The sequence below is a fragment of the Flavobacterium melibiosi genome, from assembly GCF_048158545.1.
GTDB lineage: Bacteria > Bacteroidota > Bacteroidia > Flavobacteriales > Flavobacteriaceae > Flavobacterium > Flavobacterium melibiosi.
The window spans coordinates 15,226-39,110 of sequence record NZ_JBLNKU010000018.1; the positions used below are offsets into that span (position 1 = coordinate 15,226).

19 protein-coding genes are annotated in these 23,885 nt (G+C 36.7%); 12 read left to right on the forward strand and 7 right to left on the reverse strand.

The genetic code is table 11. From position 1 onward, the window contains the following. Positions 1–23: 23 nt before the first annotated feature. From pcaF to pcaH, 7 genes are all read right to left on the reverse strand, one after another. Positions 24–1,241, reverse strand: a complete 1,218-nt coding sequence (pcaF, locus tag ACM55F_RS17530; RefSeq protein ID WP_416855116.1) for a 3-oxoadipyl-CoA thiolase — start codon at positions 1,239–1,241, stop codon at positions 24–26. A gap of 202 nt (positions 1,242–1,443) precedes the next feature. Then, positions 1,444–2,793: a 3-oxoacid CoA-transferase gene (locus ACM55F_RS17535; protein ID WP_416855117.1), complete on the reverse strand. Its 1,350-nt coding sequence runs from the start codon at positions 2,791–2,793 to the stop codon at positions 1,444–1,446. 222 nt (positions 2,794–3,015) lie between these two features. Next, positions 3,016–4,206, reverse strand: coding sequence for a 4-hydroxybenzoate 3-monooxygenase (locus ACM55F_RS17540; RefSeq protein ID WP_416855118.1), 1,191 nt, complete (start codon positions 4,204–4,206; stop codon positions 3,016–3,018). Positions 4,207–4,229: 23 nt separating this feature from the next. Then, on the reverse strand, positions 4,230–5,354 hold the full coding sequence (pcaDC, locus tag ACM55F_RS17550) for a bifunctional 3-oxoadipate enol-lactonase/4-carboxymuconolactone decarboxylase PcaDC (RefSeq protein WP_465245397.1): 1,125 nt from the start codon (positions 5,352–5,354) through the stop codon (positions 4,230–4,232). 7 nt (positions 5,355–5,361) lie between these two features. After that, the gene (gene pcaB / locus ACM55F_RS17555; protein WP_416855119.1) at positions 5,362–6,672 is read right to left on the reverse strand and encodes a 3-carboxy-cis,cis-muconate cycloisomerase; all 1,311 of its coding nucleotides are present in this window, start codon (positions 6,670–6,672) and stop codon (positions 5,362–5,364) included. A 35-nt stretch (positions 6,673–6,707) separates the two neighbouring features. Beyond that, positions 6,708–7,253, reverse strand: a complete 546-nt coding sequence (gene pcaG, locus ACM55F_RS17560) for a protocatechuate 3,4-dioxygenase subunit alpha (protein WP_416855120.1) — start codon at positions 7,251–7,253, stop codon at positions 6,708–6,710. 7 nt (positions 7,254–7,260) lie between these two features. Beyond that, the gene (pcaH, locus tag ACM55F_RS17565; protein ID WP_416855121.1) at positions 7,261–7,968 is read right to left on the reverse strand and encodes a protocatechuate 3,4-dioxygenase subunit beta; all 708 of its coding nucleotides are present in this window, start codon (positions 7,966–7,968) and stop codon (positions 7,261–7,263) included. Positions 7,969–8,126: 158 nt separating this feature from the next. Here pcaH and ACM55F_RS17570 point away from each other — a divergent pair, with 158 nt between their 5' ends. From ACM55F_RS17570 to ACM55F_RS17625, 12 genes are all read left to right on the forward strand, one after another. Next, positions 8,127–9,017 carry a helix-turn-helix domain-containing protein gene (locus tag ACM55F_RS17570; protein WP_416855122.1) on the forward strand — a complete coding sequence of 297 codons (891 nt, stop codon included), beginning with the start codon at positions 8,127–8,129 and terminating at the stop codon, positions 9,015–9,017. 229 nt (positions 9,018–9,246) lie between these two features. Next, positions 9,247–9,543 carry an antibiotic biosynthesis monooxygenase family protein gene (locus tag ACM55F_RS17575; protein ID WP_416855123.1) on the forward strand — a complete coding sequence of 99 codons (297 nt, stop codon included), beginning with the start codon at positions 9,247–9,249 and terminating at the stop codon, positions 9,541–9,543. Between the two features lie 7 nt (positions 9,544–9,550). Then, positions 9,551–10,834: a histidinol dehydrogenase gene (hisD, locus tag ACM55F_RS17580; protein ID WP_416855124.1), complete on the forward strand. Its 1,284-nt coding sequence runs from the start codon at positions 9,551–9,553 to the stop codon at positions 10,832–10,834. A 214-nt stretch (positions 10,835–11,048) separates the two neighbouring features. Then, positions 11,049–11,789: an SDR family NAD(P)-dependent oxidoreductase gene (locus ACM55F_RS17585; RefSeq protein ID WP_416855125.1), complete on the forward strand. Its 741-nt coding sequence runs from the start codon at positions 11,049–11,051 to the stop codon at positions 11,787–11,789. A 199-nt stretch (positions 11,790–11,988) separates the two neighbouring features. Further along, complete coding sequence (locus tag ACM55F_RS17590; RefSeq protein ID WP_291247396.1) at positions 11,989–12,744, forward strand: cyclase family protein; 756 nt, start codon at positions 11,989–11,991, stop codon at positions 12,742–12,744. 42 nt (positions 12,745–12,786) lie between these two features. Beyond that, positions 12,787–13,695 (forward strand): helix-turn-helix domain-containing protein, encoded by a 909-nt coding sequence (locus tag ACM55F_RS17595; RefSeq protein ID WP_416855126.1) that lies wholly within the window; start codon positions 12,787–12,789, stop codon positions 13,693–13,695. Between the two features lie 132 nt (positions 13,696–13,827). Then, complete coding sequence (locus tag ACM55F_RS17600; RefSeq protein ID WP_416855127.1) at positions 13,828–16,674, forward strand: TonB-dependent receptor; 2,847 nt, start codon at positions 13,828–13,830, stop codon at positions 16,672–16,674. A 405-nt stretch (positions 16,675–17,079) separates the two neighbouring features. Next, positions 17,080–18,288 carry an MFS transporter gene (locus ACM55F_RS17605; RefSeq protein WP_416855128.1) on the forward strand — a complete coding sequence of 403 codons (1,209 nt, stop codon included), beginning with the start codon at positions 17,080–17,082 and terminating at the stop codon, positions 18,286–18,288. Positions 18,289–18,350: 62 nt separating this feature from the next. Next, positions 18,351–18,785 carry a VOC family protein gene (locus ACM55F_RS17610; RefSeq protein ID WP_416855129.1) on the forward strand — a complete coding sequence of 145 codons (435 nt, stop codon included), beginning with the start codon at positions 18,351–18,353 and terminating at the stop codon, positions 18,783–18,785. Positions 18,786–18,793: 8 nt separating this feature from the next. Further along, positions 18,794–20,221 (forward strand): glycoside hydrolase family 1 protein, encoded by a 1,428-nt coding sequence (locus tag ACM55F_RS17615; protein WP_416855130.1) that lies wholly within the window; start codon positions 18,794–18,796, stop codon positions 20,219–20,221. 78 nt (positions 20,222–20,299) lie between these two features. Further along, positions 20,300–21,229, forward strand: a complete 930-nt coding sequence (locus tag ACM55F_RS17620) for a sugar phosphate isomerase/epimerase family protein (protein WP_416855131.1) — start codon at positions 20,300–20,302, stop codon at positions 21,227–21,229. A 333-nt stretch (positions 21,230–21,562) separates the two neighbouring features. Further along, on the forward strand, positions 21,563–23,872 hold the full coding sequence (locus tag ACM55F_RS17625; protein ID WP_416855132.1) for a glycoside hydrolase family 3 C-terminal domain-containing protein: 2,310 nt from the start codon (positions 21,563–21,565) through the stop codon (positions 23,870–23,872). The last annotated feature ends 13 nt before the right edge of the window (positions 23,873–23,885 follow it).

The window sequence follows — 23,885 nt, forward strand, 5'->3', positions numbered from 1 at the left end:
AAATAGACTGATTTTTTTAATCGCTATTTTACATTCACATTTTCGATAATCACGGCATACCCCATTCCCACACCAATACACATGGTACAAAGGGCATATCTTTTATTTTGTTTTTGAAGTTCGATTGCGGCAGTTTGAATCAACCGAGTTCCTGACATTCCTAACGGGTGTCCGAGTGCAATGGCACCTCCATTTGGATTGACTCTTACATCATTATCGTCAAGTCCTAATATTCTGATACAGGCCAAAGCTTGTGCGGCAAAAGCCTCATTCAATTCTATAATATCTATATCTTCTAATGTTAATCCTGCTTTTTGAAGTGCTTTCTGGGTAGCGCCTACGGGACCAATCCCCATTATTCTGGGTTCTACACCTACTATTGCCGAAGAAACTATTCTGGCTAATGGTTTCAGATTGTATTGTTTTATGGCTTTTTCAGAAGCTAAAAATAATGCGGCTGAACCATCATTAAGACCCGCTGCATTACCAGCCGTTACGCTTCCTGCATCCTTCTTGAAAGCCGCTCTTAAAGTCGCCAGTTTTTCGATAGAAGTGTTTCCTTTTATGAATTCATCTTTAGAAAACGAAGTAACTATTCCTTTTTTATCTATCAGCTCTACTGGAATTATTTCTTCATCAAATCGTCCGCTTTGTTGTGCTGCAAATGCTTTTTGTTGTGAATTATAAGCAAATAAATCTTGGTCTTCCCGACTTATGTTATATATTTCGACTAAATTCTCCGCCGTAATTCCCATCGCATCCGTGCCATACATCGCTTCCATCTTGGGATTTACAAAACGCCATCCAAAACTGGAATCAAACATCTTTGCATCATTCCCAAAAGGCTTCGAAGTCTTGGAAATCACCCATGGGCTACGCGTCATGTGCTCCATTCCGCCTGCAATCATAATATCGGCATCACCCACCTGAATGCTGCGAGAGGCATCTATAACCGCTGACATACCCGAAGCACAAAGGCGATTGACCGTTTGAGCCGGAACTGTATAAGGTAAACCTGCCAATAAAGTAGCCATTCGAGCCACATTTCTATTGTCTTCACCTGCCTGATTATGGTTTCCCAAAATCACTTCGTCAATCATTTCAACAGGTATATTCGGGTTTCTTTTTACTAATTCTTGGATTGTTAATGCCGCTAAATCATCCGCTCTTACAGTGGACAAACTACCTCCAAAACTTCCTATCGGTGTTCGGATTGCATCTATGATATACGATTGATTCATAATTTCTAGTTTAGTTTTTCGTAACTATTAAGCATATTCGATTTTAAAAATATTAATTGCCTTCAGCTTTAGCTGAAGGAATAAAATTAGGCAGATTTTTAATGGCTTTAGCCAAAATAGCATACTTTTTGGCTAAAGCCAATTCAAATTGATTCCTTTTCCTCCAGCTAAAGCTGGAGTCAATTTAAAATTATTGATATCCTCAATATTTTAGTTTTTCTATAAATTTCGCACTCGTTTTGGCTCGTACTTCTGCCAAAGAACTTCCCGGCATAATTTCGATTAAGGTCAGTTTTCCTTCGTCAAAAGAAAAAACAGCCAAATCAGTTATCACTAAATCCACAACATCCGATGCAGTAAGCGGTAAAACACATTTTGGAACAATCTTAGAAGAACCGTCAGGATTCGAATGCGTCATGGTGATGATTAATCGTTTGGCTCCTTTGGCCAAATCCATGGCGCCACCAACTCCCAACAAAGGTTTTCCAGGAACAGCCCAATTAGCCAGATTTGCAAATTCATCCACTTCTAAACCGCCCATAATCGCAGTATCCACATGTCCTCCACGAATCATAGCAAAGGAATCGGTACTATCAAAATAACTGCTTCCTTTGAGTGCCGTAACGGGAATTTTACCTGCATTTACAGGATAATCCATTGCCCCGCCACCGTCAGTTGGAACCGGGCCTACGCCTAACATTCCGTTTTCGGTATGCAGGATAATGCCATGTGCATCAGTTATCAAATCAGCAACTAATGTTGGGATTCCGATGCCTAAATTCACCACATCTCCTTTTTTCAATTCTGCCAAAGCCCGTTTCGCCATATTCATTCGGCTTTCATCTACTTTTTTGGAAGTCGAAACCGAAGCAGAACTTCCTAAGTCTTCCAGCGTAATTTTAGCTTCGACCAAATAATCCACAAAACAACCTTGTGTATGTACAAATTCTGGTGCAATTTCACCTACGGGAACAATTTCTTCGACTTCGGCAATAACCAAATCAGCAGCTGTTGCCATGGCTTTATTAAAGTTATTTTCGGTCATTCGGTATTGTAAATTCCCTGCGGTATCAGCTCTCCAAGCTCTAATAAAAGCTACGTTTCCGCGAATTCCTTTGATGAAAACCTGTTCCACATCATCAATTATTTTGGTTTCTCTACCTTCGGCAATTAATGTTCCTGCGGATGTTGGTGTGTAAAAACCGCCTATTCCTGCTCCACCCGCCCGAATCGCTTCGGCAAGCGTTCCTTGAGGCAAAAGTTCATATTCCACTTGTCCCGTTTGCGCTGCTTTTACAGCATCTGGATTGGACGTAAAAAAAGAACCAATCATCTTTTTAAGTTGTCCATTTCTCAACAAACGCCCACCTCCAAGACCGGCTTCACCAGTATTATTACCAATAAAAGTTAAGTTTTTTGTGCCAATTTCGGCAAGTGCATGCATTAGGTGAACAGGGTTTCCTGTCATTCCAAAACCGCCTTGAAGCAAAGTATCGCCTTCATTCACCATTTTGGCTGCGGTATGTAAATCTATAATAGGGACTTGTTTCATTGCTGTTTTTCTAAATAATTTTAAATATTGGGTTTCCTGTAACCATTCCACACCACAAATGCTAAGTTTGTTTCTGCTGCAAAGACACAAAGACGCAAATTTCAAATCAAAGAATTGATTTTAAGGTAATTTGATATATCTTTTATGTATCCGACTGATTACTTTGAGACTTTGTGTCTTTGCGGCATAGTATTTAATTCCTTAGTGTTATAATTTCCTTTTCTATTCAAAAGCTTCAAAAGGCAATCCCACATAATTCTCCGCAATAGTTGTAGCATACGCCTTTGAGCGTTTAATGTAATCGAATTTCGCTTTTTGTAACTGATACGTAAACGATCCGTGTTCAGCTTGCTTGTGAAATAAGGTCGTCATGAAATTCGAGAAATCCTGCGCACGCCAAATGCGTTTTAAAGCCGTTTCGGAATATGAATCCAAACCCGTAGTCGTGCCGTTTTGGTAAAATTCAGTCAATCCATCTACCAAATGTTTTACATCGGCAACGGCCAAATTCAATCCCTTCCCTCCCGTTGGAGGTACAATATGCGCAGCATCACCCGCCAAAAACAAACGGCCACTTTGCATATTATCAATGAAATAACTTCGCATCGGCGTGATGCTTTTTTCGAAAATCGAACCCCGTTTTAATTCCCAATCCGCTGTTCCCAAACGAATCGATAATTCATCCCAAATCCTGTCATCAGACCAATTGTCAACCGTATCATCATTATCACATTGCACATACAAACGACTCACTTTTTCGGAACGAGAACTGCTTAAAGCAAATCCGCGTTCGTGATACGCATAAATTAATTCCTCGGATGAAGGAGCCACATTTGCCAAAATACCTAACCAACTAAAAGGATAAGTCACTGTAAATTCATTGTAAGACCCTTTTGGCATCGTCTTACGACCCAAGCCATGAAAACCATCGCAGGCTGCGACGAAATCACATTCTAAGGTAGCCGCTTCTCCTTCATATTCAAAATGAATCGTAGGATGATCGGTATCAAAATTTTCAATTTTGGTTGCCGGTGCTTCAAAAAACAACTGACCGCCTCCAGCTAACCAAGCATCCGTAAGATCTTTGACTACTTCCTGTTGTCCATAAATCGTAATATTGCGACCACCGGTAAGTTCCCCAAAAGGCACGCGAATACGCTCGCCATCAAAACTCAAATGAACTCCATGATGTTCTTTTCCTTCTTTTTTTAGCCTGTCTGCCAGACCTAAATGTTCTAAAATATCTACCGTGTTTTGCTCCAACAATCCCGCTCGCACACGTGATTCGCTATACACTCTACTGCGATGTTCTATAATAACGGATGAAATCCCTTGTTTTCTTAACCAATTGGCGAGTGTTAATCCCGCAGGTCCCGCACCAATAATCCCAACCTGTGTTTTAATATTCTTCATTTTTCTATCTCTTTGTGGTAATTTTATTTTTTTATTACTTTAAAAATTTCTTCAGCAGTATGAATGGCTTCATTGGCTGCGGGCAGGCCACAATACAATGCCGATTGCATAATCACTTCCTTTATCTCCTCCTTGGAAACCCCATTATTAAAAGCAGCTTTAATGTGCATTTGCAATTCTGCTTTTCGGTTTAAGGCGATTAGTATGGCAATGGTTATCAGGCTGCGATTGTGTTTTGATAATCCCGGTCGTGTCCAAATTTCGCCCCAAGCATAATTGGAGATGAAATTTTGGAACTCCCCATTAAATTCATTGCTATTTTCATTCGCTTTATCGACATGGGCATCTCCTAAAACGGTGCGTCTTACGTGCATTCCTTTTTCGAAAGTGCTTTCCCCCACAATAAAATCGATAAGTATTTCCGCATATTCTTTTGGAAGTTCCGTGCTTGATAAATGACAGGCATGCACTATTTTCAGCTTTGCATTCGGAATGTTTTTTACCAATTCTTCGGCTTGTACTACATTGGTAACTACATCTTCATCCCCAGTAATAACTAACGTTTCAGCGGTAATTTTATGTAGATGGTCTCTAAAATCAGCATCTCTTACCGCAGCACAACTATTGGTGTATCCAAGCGCATTATTTTTAAGAAAAATAGCTTTAATTTCGGCAATTCTTTTTGGATTTTTTTCTCTGAAATCCTCGGTAAACCAGCGTTCCATAGTCCCGTCAACAATAGCTTGCATTCCATCCTTGGTGATGGTATTGATTCGGTCGTTCCAGTTTTCCGTTGTTCCAATTTTAGCATCGGTATTGCTTATAATCAGTTTTATAATTCTATTGGGATGATGAATTCCGAGCCATTGTCCAATTAATCCACCCATCGAAAGACCACAGAAATAAGCCTTTTCTATCTTCAACTCATTGAATAAGTTAACAACGTCATTTCCCAATATATCAATTGTATAAGGATTTTCAGCAACTTCACTTCCGCCATGCCCGCGGGTATCGTATTGCAACACTCGAAAATAAGGTAATAAGAAAGGAACCAGTTCATCCCACATTCCCATATCGGCACCCAAAGAATTGGAGAAAACCAACACTGGGCTATTGGGTGTTCCTGTTATTTTATAATTTGTTTTCATGTACGGTTTATTGGTATTTCTTTACAACTTGGTCGATTAATTCCAAACTTAATCCAATAGCATTTTTAGGATCGAATAAAGCATCCAAATCAGTTAAATCGATATTCATTTCGAGAACCACTTCTTTTAAATGTTTCCTTTCCTGAATCGCTTTTTTACAAGCATTTTCTATCCATTCATGCGCAGCGGACTTGCCTATTTTTTGGGCTAATGCCAAAGCTAAATTTTCAGCATAAATTAAACCGTTGGTCAATTCAAGATTGGCTAACATTCTAATTTCATCCACTTCCAATCCTTCGATTAAGGCGATGCTTTTTGCTACAGCACCAGCCGTCAATTGCATAATTTCCGTCAAGACTTCCCATTCGGAATGCCATAAACCAGCCGAACGTTCGTGTTCCTGTGGTATTGTCGAAAGCATCGTGGCAACCAAATGTGGCAACCGATTCGTATTCGCCAATATCGCTGCACAGGTCACTGGATTACGTTTGTGAGGCATCGTGCTTGAACCGCCTTTTCCATCAGCTGCACCTTCAAAAACTTCTCCAACTTCGGTTTGCATCAATAGCGAAATGTCTTTGGCTATTTTTCCTAAACTGCCTCCTAAAACCCCAAAAACACTTGCTATTTCGGCTACATTATCTCGGTGTGAATGCCATGTAAAAGAAGATTTTAAATCTAACAAACGGGCACATTCCTCTTGAATTTCTATCGAAATATTGGTATTTCCATTCCCAACTGCTCCGCCCAATTGTAAGACTAAAACCCGTTGTTTGGCTTGTTCCAAACGTTGTTTGCTTCTTGATACTGCTTCTAACCATCCCACGGTTTTGAATCCGAAAGTCGTAGGTTTAGCCTGTTGCAAAAGCGTGCGTCCTATCATAATGGTTTGACGATGCTTTTGGGTTAGTGTCACTAACTGTTTTTCTAAAACCTTGATTTTTTGATCCAGCCAGACGATATATTCCTGAATTTGCAACACCGTTGCCGTATCGACAATATCCTGACTCGTGGCTCCTAAATGAATATATTTGGCCGCTTCGGCATCTTTATTTTTTACGATTTGAGTCAATTGTTTTACCAAAGGAATGGCTGCGTTTCCGCCAAGCGATATATCCGACTTTAGTTTTTCTATATCAATGTCAGCAACGGTACAATTGGCTTTTATGGTTTCGGCAATAGCTGCCGGAAACAATCCTTTATTGGCTTGAGCCTGTGCCAATGCAGCTTCTACACGTAGCATTTGCGCTACCGCACTCGAATCCGAGAATAGTGCGTTTACTTCATCTGAATAAAATAATTGAATGTATAAGCTCATAAAAATAGTATTATAATTAGTAGTGCATAGGATTTTTAAACCTCAAAGAAAACCGTTTCATTCTCGCCTTGCATATAAATGTTAAACTCATAAAAATTTTCCTTTTTTTGCGCAATAACGGTATTTCTTCTTTCGGCTGGAACGCTATTTAATATGGCGTCAATAGTGTTTAAGGCTACTTCATCCGAAAAATAAACCCGCGTATACGAATGAATTAATTGTCCGCGCATAAATAGAATCAAGGTAACATAAGGTGCCTTACCTTCAACCGATTTTGGTTTTATCGTTTCGAACACAAACTGGTTTTCTTTTTCAGTTCCTGTACCAAATCTACCAAAAAATTGATTCACTCCGTCATTTTGCCACAGTTCTATCATGGCATCGGGAATCAAATTGCCTTCTCCGTCAAAAACTTTCCCCTTAATGGTTATTCGCTCTGCTAATGGAGCTGCATCCTCTATTTTATTTCCAACCAAACTTTTAAAATCGTAGCCGTATTGCCCCGGAGTCAGTCCGTAGGCAAAATAAGGGCCAACGGTTTGTGATGGTGTTTGTATTCTATTGGTGTTCTTTATTTCCATAATATTCTTATCTGTTTTCAAATGGGGTTGCCTGATGGCCTCTCAACACAATATCAAAACGATAGCCTAAGGCGAAGTTGGGCTCGGTGATATCTAAATCAAATTTAGATATCAACAGTTCACGTCCTTTAGCTTTCACCGCCTGATAAATGGGATCATATTCTAATAAAGGGTCGCCCGGAAAATACATTTGCGTAATTAATCGGCTGGAAATTTGATTCCCGAACAACGAAAAATGAATATGATTCGGACGCCACGCATTAAGATGATTTCCCCAAGGATAGGCTCCCGGTTTGATGGTATAAAATCTATAATTTCCTTCCGAATCGGTCATACAACGTCCCGTTCCTAAAAAATTAGGATCCAAAGGCGCATCATGCTGGTCTACTTTATGCACATAACGACCCGCGGCATTGGCTTGCCAAATTTCAATAAGTGTGTGAGGCATCGGCTGCCCTTTTTCGTTCAATACTTTACCATGAACCACAATACGTTCCCCCAACGGTTCTCCATTTTTAATGGCATTTTTAGTCAAATCATGGTCGAAAGTACCCAAATTAAAATCCTTAAAAATCGGCCCTGTCCTTTCGGTCAAGGATTTCTTTAAAACAATTAAAGACTTACTGGGCGCACGTAAAACGGTAGAGGTATACTCAGGATACAAACGAGAAGGTTGAACTTCTAAATCAAAGGAGCTGTCTTCAAAATCACTCATAAAGTTATTTTTTAATAATTCAAGAAAAACTAGAAGGACAAATTTATGTGAAGTAAGCACTTATGATTTGGATTATCTATTTATATTCTTGTACAAAAGAAACATTTTGTGTTTTTAATTCGAAAAAAAATATTAGTATTGTAATCCAAAAAAGAATCATGAAAAAAAATCTGCTCAACTATAAAGGACTCTACGGTGACAACAATCAACGTGATTTTGAAGATTTTGTGCATCATGAATTATTGGCAACCCGAAGCAAATTATACGATTGGGAAATCAACGTTCACTTACACACGGATCTGTTTCAAATTTTTATTATTGATACAGGTGAAGGAGTATTAATTCAAGATAATACAAGGATAAAACTGGAAGCGCCCTGCATTCTTATAATCCCGACAAATACCTTTCATGGCTTTGAATTTCAGTCAAATATATCTGGAGAAGTATTCACCATTTCGGAACAATTCATCGAAAGTATTTTCAAAAACATTCCCCTTATTTTATTAGAATTAAATAAAGTAAAACAGTATAGTTTTAATGCAGACAGTCCGGATTTAAATGATTTTATCTATCTCAAAAATAAGATAATCCGAGCCATTTCTGAAGACAATCGGTATAAAAAAATTAGTCTTCAATCACTATTCCAATTATTCTTCATAGGACTTCATCATTTAAACACTGCATTTGAAGATCAAAAAGAGTCTTCTAACAACAGAACACTAGGTTATTTTCATGCCTTTCAAAAACTGATTAAAAAAACATTACCCGAATCGAAACTCATAAAAGAGTATGCCAGTGAACTGCGAATCACTCCCGTTCATTTAAACCGTGTTTGCCAGACTTTGGTACAAAAAACTGCTTTACAGGTCGTTCATGAATACTGCATTACGGAAGCAAAAAAACACTTGCTGTACACCTCCTACTCCATCTCTGAAATCTCCTATAAATTACACTTTAAAGATCCTGCTTATTTCTCTCGATTGTTCAAAAAACAAACGGGTCTTTCCCCCAATGCTTTTAGAAGCAACAACAGCCAAAAAGAATCGTAATTAGCCTATTTCTTACCTCAATTTATTAAAATTGAATACTCAATCGATTTAAAATTAAAACAAATCGACAAAAATGATTGATTTTGATTATTTCTAGCGTTTAAATGATTCTCTTTCTATAGTAATTTTTAAGAATTTTGTAAAAATTACTTTGATTAAATATTGATTGTATAAAAAATCAAGTGTTTAAATTAACTAATAGATTTATTTTAACTCCATTACTAGCGATATGATTTTAGAAATAGCAACTTTTGACATAAAAGAGCAATCACAAACTGCTTTTACAGCCGCCTTTCAGGAAGCTAAATTAGTAGTGTCAAAATCCAAAGGTTTCCTTGGATTAGAATTCCAACATTGCATCGAAATACCTACCAAATTTGTGGTATTAATACAATGGGAAACACTGGAAGACCACACCATTGGTTTCCGGGAATCTCCTTTATTTACCCAATGGAGAGCTATTTTGTCTCCCCATTTTCAAAATCCACCTATTGCAGAACATTTTCAAACCATCAATAAAATATAATCCACCAATGAAACGAATAATTAAAGAAGGAATCGCATTATTTGAAGCAGAATCTAACGACAAAAAAGTTAGAGAAATCGTTGAAAACGTATTAGAAGAAGTTAAAAATGGTGGTGATGCCGCTGTTCGATCTTTATCTGAAAAATTTGACAAATGGTCACCGGAAAGTTTTCTGCTTTCAAAAGAAACAATTGAAGAAATTATCAGTGGTGTTCCGGAACAAGTTTTAGAAGACATTCGATTTGCGCAAACACAGGTTAGAAATTTTGCGCAACATCAAAAAAATTCTATGCATGATATTGAAGTAGAAACACTTCCCGGTGTTTTTCTAGGACATAGAAATGTTCCTGTAAATAGTGTAGGTTGTTACATTCCCGGTGGTCGTTACCCAATGGTAGCTTCAGCTCACATGAGTGTGCTTACTGCAAAAGTAGCCGGAGTAAAACGCGTTATTGCTTGCACACCACCTATCAATGGACAGATTCCTGCCGCTACGGTTGCCGCAATGTATATGGCTGGCGCCGATGAAATCTATTTATTGGGAGGCATTCAAGCCATTGCTGCCATGGGAATAGGAACCGAAACCATTGAATCCGTAGATATGATTGTAGGTCCCGGAAACTCTTATGTTGCAGAAGCCAAAAGACAATTATTTGGAAAAATAGGAATCGATTTACTGGCAGGTCCAACGGAAACTTTGGTTATAGCAGACGAAACTTCTGATGCAGAGATTTGTGCTGTAGATTTATTGGGACAAGCTGAACATGGACCAACATCCCCTTCTATATTATTGACGAATTCAGAGAAATTAGCGTATGAAACTTTGGCAGAAGTAGAAAGACAACTACAAACGTTACCGACTGCAGATGTAGCCAGCATTTCTTGGAGAGATTATGGCCAAATTATCTTAGTTGACACTATTGATGAAATGGTAGCCGAAGCGGACAGAATTGCAAGTGAACACGTTCAGGTAATGACCGCTGACCCAAGATACTTCTTGAAACACATGACTAATTTTGGTGCCTTATTTTTAGGGAAATATACTAATGTAGCTTATGGTGATAAAGTAATTGGAACCAATCATACTTTACCAACGAAACACGGAGCAAAATACACAGGCGGATTATGGGTTGGGAAATTCATGAAAACTTGTTCGTATCAAGAAATTAGAACGCCCGAAGCAAGTGCCATGATTGGTGAATATTGTTCTCGTTTGTGTGCCATAGAAAATTTCTGGGGACACAAAGAACAAGCTGATATTCGAGTAAGACGATACAAAAACAGTGAATAAAACAGGTTCATAAACAGCGTATTGATTTCTGCCGCAAAAACACAAAGGCACAAAGTAATAATTACAGTGTATTTATTAAGCCACAAATTTACTGAAATTATTACTTTGAGTCTTTTCTGCTCACTTTTTCTTTGTGCCTTTGTGCCTTTGTGGCAATTTTATTTTTTAGCAGTACAACAAACTTGAGTAGTTACAAACAATTAAATAAAACAGAATGCGAAAAACGGTTCTAGTTACAGGTGGTTCTGGTGAAATAGGTTCAGCAATTTGCCGAAAATTTGCCGAAAACGGATTTGATGTCATCATTAGTTACAACTCTAATTCACAAAGAGCCGAAGCATTCATAGCAACCCTACCGGAAGGGAATCATGCTTTTTTTCATGCTCCAACAACAGATTCGGAAAAACTAAAAAACTTTAAAGTATTCGTTGAGGATAAATATGGTAAACTAGATGTTCTTGTGAATAATGCAGGTATTACCATTCCAGTTCCACACGATGATCTTGACGGATTAACAGACGAATGGATTGACCGAATTATGCAAACTAATTTTAGAGGTTCTTTTGCCATGGCAAGAGCGTTTAAAGATTTGTTACAAAAATCAACAGAAGCCACCGGACTAATCGTAAACATCTCCTCTATCGCAGGGATTTTTGGCACAGGAAGCAATGTTGCGTATTGCGCTTCGAAAGCGGCTTTGGATTCTATGACGCGTTCTTTAGCAAGAGCTTTGGCACCAAAAATAAGAGTCGTATCCGTATCTCCTGGATTCGTTGAAGGAGAATACACCACTACAATGGATCCTGCTTTTTTGAAAATTCAAAAAGACAATACACCTTTGGGAAGATTTGCCTTGGGCGAAGATGTTGCCAATGCTGTCTTTTCGGTAGCCACCCAATTGACGTTTTCTACAGGAAATATCATAACCGTAGACGGCGGAAGACTTTTGAAATAAAAATCATTTAAATTTTAACTATATAAGACATATCAAAAATAAGTTTTACTCATTTTAGTTCCTAGCTCAAATGACCTTACATGTCTTATATGGTATAACTTTTTCACAACGGTGGTTTTTTAATTATCGGTTAAAACACAAAGAATAAAAATTGCGATTATTACTCAATTTATTTTAAAATTTTAAAAACACATACAACATGAAAATAATAGATCTTTCCGTTACGATTTCTGAAGAAATTAAGGAGCCGCTACCAACCAAAATAGTATATGAAGACCACAAAGAAGGAGCAAAAAAAATGGGGGGAAAACTTTTTGAAGGATTAACTGATGTCTTCATCGAAGGCAATGGTCCTGCAGGAGAATTTCTTTCGGTAACGAGTCACTGTGGAACCCATGTTGACGCACCGTATCATTATTACCCAACTTGCGAAGGAAAACCTTCTCGTACCATTGACGAAATGCCATTGGACTGGTTTTTTCATGATGGAGTGGTTTTGGATTTTACCGATAAGCCAGACGGCTACATGTTCGAGCCGGAAGATTTGATAGAGAAATTAGCCGCTATAAACTATACCTTGAAACCATTTGATATTGTCTTGATTCGTTGTGATGCTGACAAACGCATTCATGATGCTGATTTTGTACGCATTCATGTGGGCGCTTCCGCAAAAGCGACGCACTGGTTGATTGACCAAGGGATTAAAGTAATGGGAACTGACGGTTGGGGTTGGGATATTCCATTGCATATTCAAGCAGAAGATTTCAGAAACAATCCACGTCCGGGAATTATCTGGCAAGCCCACTATGTTGGAATTGAAAAAGAATATTGCCAAATTGAAAAATTGGCCAATTTAGAAGCTTTACCACCATTTGGTTTTAAAGTAGCTTGTTTTCCTGCAAAAATAAAAGGAGCAAGTGCAGGATGGACTAGAGCAGTCGCTATAATAGAGTAACAATTTTTTGTAACTTTATAAAAATATAATAAACAAATCAAGATGTCTAATAAAGAATATATCCCAACGCTTGTTCCCTCTGAAATACATGGGTTCCATTCCCATACTACCAGTTGGACTCCAGTTATATCTAACCCTAGTCATCAGGAATACCACATTAATAGATTAGAAGAAATCTCTAATAAATCGAGTTTTCAAGTATTGCCACACCGCAAAACGGTTCATGATTTTATATTTTTAAAAAAAGGAATTTCTAAAAGAAGTAAAGGACTAAGCAAATATGAGTTTGGTCCTTCTTCTATGTTTTTTTTACCGGCGTATCAAATTACCCAACATGAAATGATGAGCTCGGATGCCGAAGGTTTTTATTTCCATTTTGATGAGAAAATATTCGAATTTCTTCCAAAAAATTACCTTAGCGAACAATTTTCGTTCTTTCAGTTTCAATCCAATCCTGTAATTCAAATGTCCGAAAGCACCTTAAACAATATAGAATGTATATTGAATAGGTTACTAGAATTGTATAAAGGCGAAAATAATGAGAATAAAAACCTAATAGCCTATAATTTATTAGTGATTTTTGAAGAGATAAAAAAGGAAATTCCTTTTCAAACTAAGAAAACAAAAAACTCCTTTTTTGAAATTACCGAACGGTACAAACATGCTTTAGGACAACATATTTATAAATACCAAAACATTTCAGATTACGCTAAAATACTGAACATTACTCCTAATTATCTGAATAAATGTGTAAAAACATGTACCGATAAAACTGCCCAAGATTTGCTAAAAGAAATGTTAATCCTAGAAGCAAAAACCCTCCTTAAATATTCCGATCTCCATATCTCCGAAATCGCTATAAAACTCTGCGATCAAAATCCGAGCAACTTCGCCCGTTTTTTCAAAAAACAAACAGGTCAAACACCAATGGAATATCTACAAATGTGTTGATTTTGAATAGTAGTAGCCTTTTTTTGATTCACATAATTGATTTTTGAACGCCAAATTTGTAAAATAATATTTATCAAATATTCATTTTATCAAACCAAAAAAAATCAATCTAATTTAAAAAAGATCAAAATTATGAAAACAACGCAATTTATTAGGATTTTAATCCTTGTTGTCGGATTTAGTTTCTCTGCTACTTCGTTAGCCCAGGAAGGGAAAATTCAGGGAACTGTGACCGATTCTAAAGGCTTAGTTTTAGCAGGTTCCTCAATCGTTATAGTGGAAAATAACAAAAGCAGCAGCACAGATGCCAACGGGGGTTTTACTATAGACAATGTAGCAAACGGAAGCTATCAAATCGTTGTTTCTTATATTGGATTTGCAACTCGTAAAGTGACTGTAAAAGTCCCACAAACAAGCAAATTAAGCATTGCATTACAAGATGATCAAGCCGCTTTGGACGAAGTGGTAGTAACGGGTGTTTTTGATAAGCGTACAAAGATGAACGCCTCGGTTGCAATTTCGACATTAAATGCCAAACAAATCGAAGCTCTTGTGCCGAATAGTGCGGCTGATTTGCTCAAAAACCTACCGGGGATATATGTAAATACTTCAAAAGGAGAGGTTGGTAACTCTATTTACACAAGAGGATTGAACTATAATGGTGGCTTTTTCTATGTTTCGATGCAAGAAGATGGCTTACCGGTGATGGGAATTTCAGGATTGGTTCAACCAGATGCTTATCTCAGAGCTGATGCTACACTTCAACGTATTGAGGCAGTGCGAGGTGGTACGGCATCAATATTGGGTGCAAATGCTCCCGGAGGTATATTCAATTATGTATCGAAAGAAGGCGGTAAATCTTTTAAAGGAGAAGTAAGAGCCAGATTTGGTTTAGAAGGTAATGGTAAAAACCCTTACTATCGTGCAGATTTTAATGTAGGTGGGCCACTTTCAAAAGACAAAACGCTGACATATAATATGGGAGGGTTTTATCGTAATGCCGATGGACCAAAATACCCAGGCTACACCCTTAGTAAAGGCGGACAGGTAAAGGTAAATATCGTAAAAAATTACAAATCAGGCTCAATTAAGGTTTATGCCAAGGTTTTGGACGACAATACCGCACCATTTGAATTTACACCAACGGTTAATTTCACTAATCCAAAACCTGCTGGAAGTTTCAATAATACGAGTTCTACTTTAATTCAGTCGCTACAATTTACTATTCCTAAATCAATAACAGGCTATTCCGAAGATATCAATTATGATACTAAAAAAGTAGCATCATACAATGAGATAGCTGCTGGTTTGAACTGGAAACAAAATATAGGTGAAGGTTGGACTTTTAATAATAATTTGAGAATATCTAACAAAGACAATGTTTCTCAAACCACTGCCGTTGTTTTTCCATTTCGTGTTGACCAACTAACTTTTTATGCAGTTAGTGGCAATTTTGGGCGTATGGGAACTTATGAGTTTTATAATCCTACTACTGGTGCAATTTACGGAACAGCCCAGCAATTGCCTCCTTTGACGCCTGGTCCTCCAAGAATTGTAGGTGGCACATTTAGTCTGCCGGGTGGCGATGTATTACCAAATGCCGTTTTTTATAATCCAAATCCGTATACTAAGATTAGTATGAATGATGTGATAGACCAAGCGACCATCACAAAAAAGCTAAAAAACATGACCTTCACAGGCGGGCTTTATTTTTCTCAAACTAAAGCTACACGTTTGGCTATTACACCTGCGGCACAAAGTTTTGCAACTATCGAAGACAAACCTCAGATCGTAGGCATCCGTTATACAAATTTGTCTGGTTCAACATTTGACTTGACAAATCCTAACGGAATTACTAGCTTAGGTGGTGGTGGTTTGTATGACAATGATGGTACAATCAAGCAAACTGCCTTGTTTTTTGGTCATACTTGGGACATTACCGATAAATTAAACTTTGATTGGGGTATCCGTATGGAAAACTTCAATATCAAATCTAATTTTTCAACACCAAAAAGAGTTATGCCTGACAGTCCAACTGGTGTTGATGGAAACACAGCAACGCTTTATGACGGTCGTATTTTTACAAGAAACCCTACACAGAGTTTTGATAAGAGTCTTTCGTTTAGCGATATAGTTTCTTATTCATTTGGAGCAAATTATAAGGTCAGTAATAGTTTTGCTATGTACGGTCGTTACTCACAAGGACGTAAATCACCCGATTTGAGTTATTTCATGGATATTGCCAATCAGCAGCTTACCTCAAATGTTTCTATCGAAGCACAAGATATTAAAATGGCCGAATTTGGATTAAAATACCGTACTGAAAACCTAAGTTTATTCGCAACGCCATTCTATACTTTAGCAAGCAATATTCCGAACTTCCAGATTTTCCAAAATGCCGACGGGACTTACTACGCACCGCCTCGAGTGTATCAAAAATTTGAAACAAAAGGTTTAGAATTAGAAGGAAACTATGCTTTTAATAAAAATTTCAGCCTTCGTGCTGTGGCTACAATACAGTCGTCAATAGCCAAAGAATTTAGTGTTTATTTGGCAAAAACAAATGGTCCTGCCGATGACGAAAAAATATCTTTTGATGGCAATAATAATGATAATATCGGCAATATGTTTACAATAACGCCAACTTATAACACTGACAAATTTTCGGCATCTATCAACTGGCAATATATGGGTAAGCGTTGGGCAAACGTAGGCAATGCCTTCCGACTGCCATCATTTCATTCATTTGATTTAAATACTTCCTATAAAATATCAGAGAAAATTCAAGTGAATCTTTCAATAAATAATATTTTGAACACTTACGGAGTCATGGGTTGGGCGGCACCAGGTGGTTTTCCTGCATCTTTGGACACCCAAGGTTTTACAAAAGCCATGCTAGATGCAAATCCACAAGCAGTTTATGCTACATTACCAATTATGCCAAGAGCTTATTTTTTGACGTTGAGTTATAAATTTTAAAACATTTTGAATTTAGTTATTAAAAGCCTTCCGTTAGGAAGGCTTTTTTTATTTAAAAACCACAATCTATTATATCAAAAATCTAAACTTAAATTTCAACAAATAATATTAAATTCTTCAAAAAGTATTGATTTTGAATAGCAGTAGTTGTTTTTTGATTCACAAATAAGCTTAATTCATAACCATATTTGTACTTTGGAATTTATATTATATTTATTTTATTGAAAATAAAAAAGAATATCCTGTAAAAAAAATACAAATATAATAGGTAGTTCATAATTTCAGCAAATACAAATACGTAATAAAAAACTGAATTTTAAAATTACTCTCCATTAAAAAATGAATATTTAAACTAAAAATATAATTAACTAACCCTTGTTTCTTGTTGAAGACTCATTCAGACTTATGAAAAACAAACTTTTTACCTACGAAAATAAACTTTTAGTATTAATGAGCATCACCTTTGGATTGGTGTTCGTTGATAGAATGGCATTGACCTATCTTTCGCCATTTCTAATAAAAGACTTGGGATTAAACAATGCGCAACTCGGAATGTTGGTTTCTGGGTTATCACTTACTTGGGCGATTTCGGGATACTTGTCAACTTCATGGGCAGAAAAACACAATAAGAAAAAAGTTGTTTTTGTTGGAGCTGTTATTTTATTTTCACTTTCCTCCATTAGTTCTGCGCTGGCAACTACTTTTACGGTATTGCTCGTGACTCGTTTACTTATGGGACTTTCAGAAGGGCCAACTTTGCCTTTAATTCAATCCTTTATTGCCAAAGAATCTTCTAAAAATCGTTTGGGATTTAACATGGGTTTTCTACAAAGTTTTGGTTCAACATTATTTGGTTTTATGATTGCCCCTGTCGTATTAGTGCTATTAGCCGAAAAATTTGGTTGGCGTTCTACCTTTTTAATTGCTGGGATTCCGGGTTTGATTATAGCCTTTGTCAATTGGAAATTTTTACGAAAAAATACCGTTGAAAACGAACAAAAATCAGAAGATAAAAGTTTAAGCTTTAAAGAATTATGGGGCTATAAAAACATTCGAGTAGGTGTCCTGATAAGCTGTTGTATGATGACTTGGCTTAATTGCAGTATTGCCTTTTTACCAAAATTTTTTACTGAAATACAACACCTTACCGAAGGGCAAATTGGAGCTATTATGGGACTCATGGGATTGTCTTCGCTTATCTCTGGAATTGTTGTTCCAACGTTATCTGATAAATATGGTCGTAAACCCTTTGTAATGATGTTTGCTTTTATTGGCGTTTTTTATCCAATGGCAATCCTTTTTATGCAAAATTCCGGTCTCCAAATTCCAAGTATGTTTATTGCTTATTTCTTCTTTGGTACTTTTCCAATTGTTTTGTCTGCTATCCCTTCCGAAATAATTCCGATGCATTCCACTGGTAAAGCCATAGGAATGTTAGGTGGAGCAGGGGAAATTGTTGGTGGAATGATTGCGCCATTAGTTGCAGGAATATTAGCCGATAAATATGGCATTTCTATTCCTTTTTATATCGCTGGTTTTGCCGCTTTAGTAGCAGGAATTGCCTCTTTTATGTTGATTGAAACAAAAGTAAAAATCAATACAATTACAAACTAATATACTAAGAGCTGAAAGAGATCCAAAAGGATTATTCCATTCTTATTTGGCAGTAAACAAAAATGAGTTCGAATAAAATGAGTACAATCTATTTAAAAGCACACCATGTAGGAATCAGCATTGCAAACATGCAAGAAGCGATTGCTTGGTACCAACAAAATTTAGATTTTGAGTTTTGTTGGGAGAAGGATTTTCCAGAGATAAAAACCAAAATTGCATTTCTGCAACATGGTGATTTTAAACTCGAATTATTTGAGCATTATGAGACTGAGGCTATGCCGGAAGCACGAAAACATCCGCTGACAGATATGCGTCAACAAGGAACGAAACATATTTGTTATGAAGTAGAATCGGGTTTAACAGAATTATTCGAACGCTTTAAAAACACGGGAGTTGATATTGTCATGGGCCCCTTATTGAGCCCTCCCAAAGATGCCTTGATGGGATTCATCAGAGATGACACAGGAAATTTAATTGAAATTATTGAACTATTATAACAACTATCATGAAAAAAATCATTGTAACCTTAAGCCTAATCATTCTTTCGGGAATTGCTGTAAAAGCACAAAATAAAAAACCATTTTTATGGGGCGTAGCTACGGCCGCATATCAAGTGGAAGGAGGCTATCAAACTGATGGGAAAGGAGAATCAAAATGGGATTACTTGACTAATAAAGTCGGGGTAACCCAATTTCTAATAGGTGAGAAACAAACAGCCAATGTAGCTATCAATATGTATGATAGGACACAATACCTAAAAGATATTGAACTGATGAAAAAATTAGGGGTAAACTCTTATCGTTTTTCATTGGACTGGAGTCGAATTATACCTGATGGAACTGGAGCGGTAAATGAAAAAGCTTTAGCGCATTATGACCAACTGATTGATGATGTGAAAGCGGCTGGACTAGAACCAATTGTAACTTTATATCATTTTGATTATCCATTTGTACTCATGCAAAAAGGAGGGTGGGGAAATCCAGATATGATAAAATGGTATACTAAATATGCTTCCATAGTACTAAACCGTTATGGAAAAAAAGTTAAAAAGTTCATTACATTTAATGAACCCTATATTGAATTTTTTCTGGTTGAAACCTTACTGAATTTTGATCAAAGTAAAGCTTCCGAAAGTGTACGATATGCACAACAAATGCACAAAGCCCATAATCAATTAGTAGCGAATGCAACTGTGACTAAATTATATCACAAATTAAAATTGGGTGGACTTATTGGAATCACACTAAATTTAGCTCCTGGCGTTCCATGGAATGCCAATAATCCTAAAGACGTAAAAGCAGCTAAATTCCAAGACTTATTATTGAACAGGCTTTTTTTAGATCCATTGTTTAAAGGAAAATATCCAAAAGAAGCGATTGATTCTTTACATAAATATGACCCTACCTTCAAACCATCTGCTAAAGACATGGCATTGATTGCCTCTCAAAAACCTGACTTTTTAGGGATAAACTACTATCAGCCTGCTATAGTAAAACATGAAGACAGTCAAATGACAACTAAATGGGTAGAAAATAATCCTGATACTATAAAAGCAAATACAGGTCCAGTACGCCCAGAATACCTCTATAAAACATTGATGCGTTTGAAAAACGAATATGGTAATCCTATAACCTTAATCACTGAAAATGGAACAGGCTATAAAACAGAAGATCGTAGAATTGGCAATAAAGTAAGTGACCCTTTGAGGGCTGATTATATTAAGCGTCACATATCTGCCGCCTTGCAAGCAAAAAAAGAAGGTGCCAACTTGATTGGATATACGGTTTGGAGTGGTTGGGATAATTTTGAATGGGTATTTGGATATACCAAACGTTTCGGTTTGATATATGTGGATTTTGACACACAAGAACGAATCCCTAAACAAAGTTATTTTGAATATCAAAAAATAATTCAAGAGAATATCAAGTTGTAATAGCTAACATTTCACTCAACCGTTATGAAAATGCCTTTGGGAGAAAGAAAAAATCAATATTTACTTTAATATAAATTTATGCTTAATAGAAGAGATTTTCTAAAACAAACTGGGACTGCAGCTTTAGGCGGAATATTAATTTCGAATACTGCATTAGCAAATTGCTTTAACGCTCCTGCTATTCATCCTATAGGAGTTCAGTTGTTTACTTTTATCAATTCCATTGATAATGATGTTACAGGAACTTTGCAAAAAATAGCTAATGTTGGCTATAAAGAAATAGAATCATCATTTAGCAGGAAAGGTGATTTTTACGGAATGAAGCCTAAAGAATTTGCCGCATTAATTAAAGACATGGGATTATCATGGATTTCGCACCAAGTTATAGGAGCTCCATATAAACTAGCACCAGGAACAAAACCTCCATTAGATGAAAACGGAAAACCTTTTAGTCTTCCACCTATGAATAACTTACGAGACAATGGTCAGCAGTTGATTGATGAAGCTGGCGAAGCAGGTGTAAAATACCTTGTTTGTGCCAATACACCATTAACAACTTTAGATGAAATAAAAGCTTCTATTGAAGTATTGAATAAAACGGGAGAAACCTGTAAAGCAGTAGGAATTACATTTGCCTATCATAATCATGATGCTGAATTCAGGCCAGTTGAAGGGCAAATCCCTTATGATTTGATTTTGAAAGGAACTAATGCCAATACTGTTAAAATGGAACTTGACCTCGCTTGGGCAGTTAAAGGAGGAATAGACCCAGTGGAATTATTCAAACAAAACCCTGGTCGTTTCCCATTATGGCACGTTAAAGATATCGATAAAAACCATGAAGCAGTCTTAGCTGTTGGTAGTGGAACTATTGATTTTAAAAGAATATTTGATGCCGCAAAAATTGCAGGCAATAAACATTTTTTTGTAGAACATGATTTACCTAAGGACTCACTAGAAAGTATTACTTCAAGTTATAATTATCTAAACAAAATACTTAAAGTATAAGCAGAAGGGTTCTATTCTAATTTACAAAAATTAGTTTATTTAAAAAATCTACCAAATCTAGAAGATCTGCGTGCCAATATTTTCACGCATATTTTTCAGATTTACGCAGATTCAAAAGTATAAAATCTGTGCCAATCCGTTAAATCGGTATAATCTGTGTGCCTATTTTTTAGCCGCTAGTAATAGCATTTATACCTAATAATTAGCTTAACTATTTTGATGGTTTTAACCATATAAGGCAAATAAGGTCATTTAAGTTGGACTGTTTTAATTTCTAAACAGTATCACATTACGAACAAGTATATTTTATTTTAAAAAATTAAAAAACACATCATGAAAAAAATCCTTCTTCTAATTTGTATTACTTGCCTCAACTTGATGGTTTCGGCACAAAAAAAACAATTACCCCAATTAAACAAGAACAACATAAAACAAGTTATCAAAGCTTTGACTCTTGAAGAAAAAGTCAAGTTAGTTGTGGGTATGGGTATGTATATTCCGGGAGCTCCAGCAGGTTTATTACCTCCTAATGATCCCGAAGATGATAAAATAGCACCAAAAGTCCCAGGTACATCAGGTAGAACACACGCTATAAACCGTTTAGGAATCCCTAGTATTACCCTTTCGGATGGACCTGCTGGAATTCATTTTATGGATTTAACCAATGCCAAACCCAAATACGCCACAGCAATTCCGATAGGTACTTTATTAGCCAGTACCTGGGATACCATAATGACAAAAAAAATAGGCGAAATATTAGGTCGTGAAGCCAAGGATTATGGAATCGATATTATGCTGACTCCTGCTTTTAATATCCAAAGAAATCCTTTGGGTGGTAGAAATTTCGAGTACTATTCTGAAGATCCTTTCCTTTCAGGGACTATTGCTGCAGCGGTTACCAATGGTATTCAAAAAAATGGTATTGGTGTTTCTGTAAAACATTTTGCAGCTAATAATACCGAAACCAACAGAATGAAATTGAACACGATTGTTAGCGAGCGTGCCTTAAGGGAAATCTACCTGAAAGGTTTTGAAATAGCAGTCAAAAAATCAAATCCTTGGACGTTGATGACTTCGTACAATCTTATCAATGGCACCTACACCTCCGAAAGCAAAGATTTGATAAGCAAAATTTTACGTAAAGAATGGGGGTTTAAAGGACTAGTGGTGAGTGATTGGTTTTCAGGACAAAATGCAGCTGTCTCATTAGGAGCTGGAAATGACTTGCAAATGCCGGGAAGGCCAGATCAAGCACATACAATCATTAACGCTGTTAAGGACGGGTTGCTAGCTATGAGTGATTTAGATTTGGGTGTAGAACGCGTTTTAAATCTTGTTGTAAAAACCATTACTTTCAATAAATACAACTATTCAAACAACCCTGATTTAACTGCAAACGCAGCTATTTCTAGAATGGTAGCAGCTGAAGGAATGGTTTTGTTGAAAAACAATAATGCTTTACCATTGCCAAAATCCAGTACGATTGCCTTATTTGGCAATGCTTCTTATGACATTATTGCTGGAGGAACTGGCAGTGGAGATGTGGTAAAGAAATATACGATTTCTCTTGACGAGGGCTTAGTAAATTCTGGATTCAAACTGCAACAAAACAGCAAATCTATTTATGAAGATTACATAAAATCAGAAAATGAAAAAAAGCCAGCTCCTTCATTTATGGACGTTTTTAACCCTTTTTCTATTAAAGAAATGGAGGTTAAAAACGAGATGATCATAGAATCAGCAGCTAATTCTGATGTTGCTATCATCACAATTGGCAGAATCTCCGGCGAATCTAAAGACCGCAAAGTAGAAAATGATTTCAATTTAACCGATGCTGAAAAGCAAACACTTAAAACACTTTCTGAATCTTTCCATGCTAAAAACAAAAAAGTCATTGTGGTTATCAACGCTGGTGGTGTTATTGAAATGGCGAGTTGGAGTCCTTGGGTAGATGCTATTTTGATGGCTTGGCAACCGGGTATGGAAGGTGGTAATGCCATCGCCGATATAGTATCAGGTAAAGTAAACCCATCAGGAAAATTAACGGCTACATTTCCTATTTCCTATACCGACGTACCCTCATCACAAAATTTTCCAGGAAAACAACTTCCGCTTAAGGAAGGAGAAACACTCGATCCTGTAATGCCTACTTATCCTGCTGAGATAACATACGATGATGATATCTATGTGGGGTATCGCTATTTCAATACTAAAAAGGTAAAAACAGCTTATGAATTTGGTTTTGGTTTAAGCTATACCCAATTTTATTATGGTGATATTAAACTCAGTTCAGCTGATTTTAAAGATAAAATTACGGCAACGATTACCATCAAAAACACAGGAAAAGTAGCGGGAAAAGAAATCGTGCAATTATACCTTAGTGCCCCTTCTGAAAAATTAAAAAAACCATCCCAAGAGCTGAAAGGATTTGCAAAAACAAAACTATTACAGCCAAACGAATCACAAACCATCAGCTTTACCCTTACTCTAAGCGAATTGGCTTCTTATGATCCAGCTCTTTCTTCTTGGATAGCCGAAGCGGGAAAATATACAATCCGAATAGGAGCCTCATCATTGGATATAAAACAAACAAAAGAGTTCAGTCTAAAAAAGGATATCCTAATGAACACAAATAAAAAATAATTTTTATTAGAAA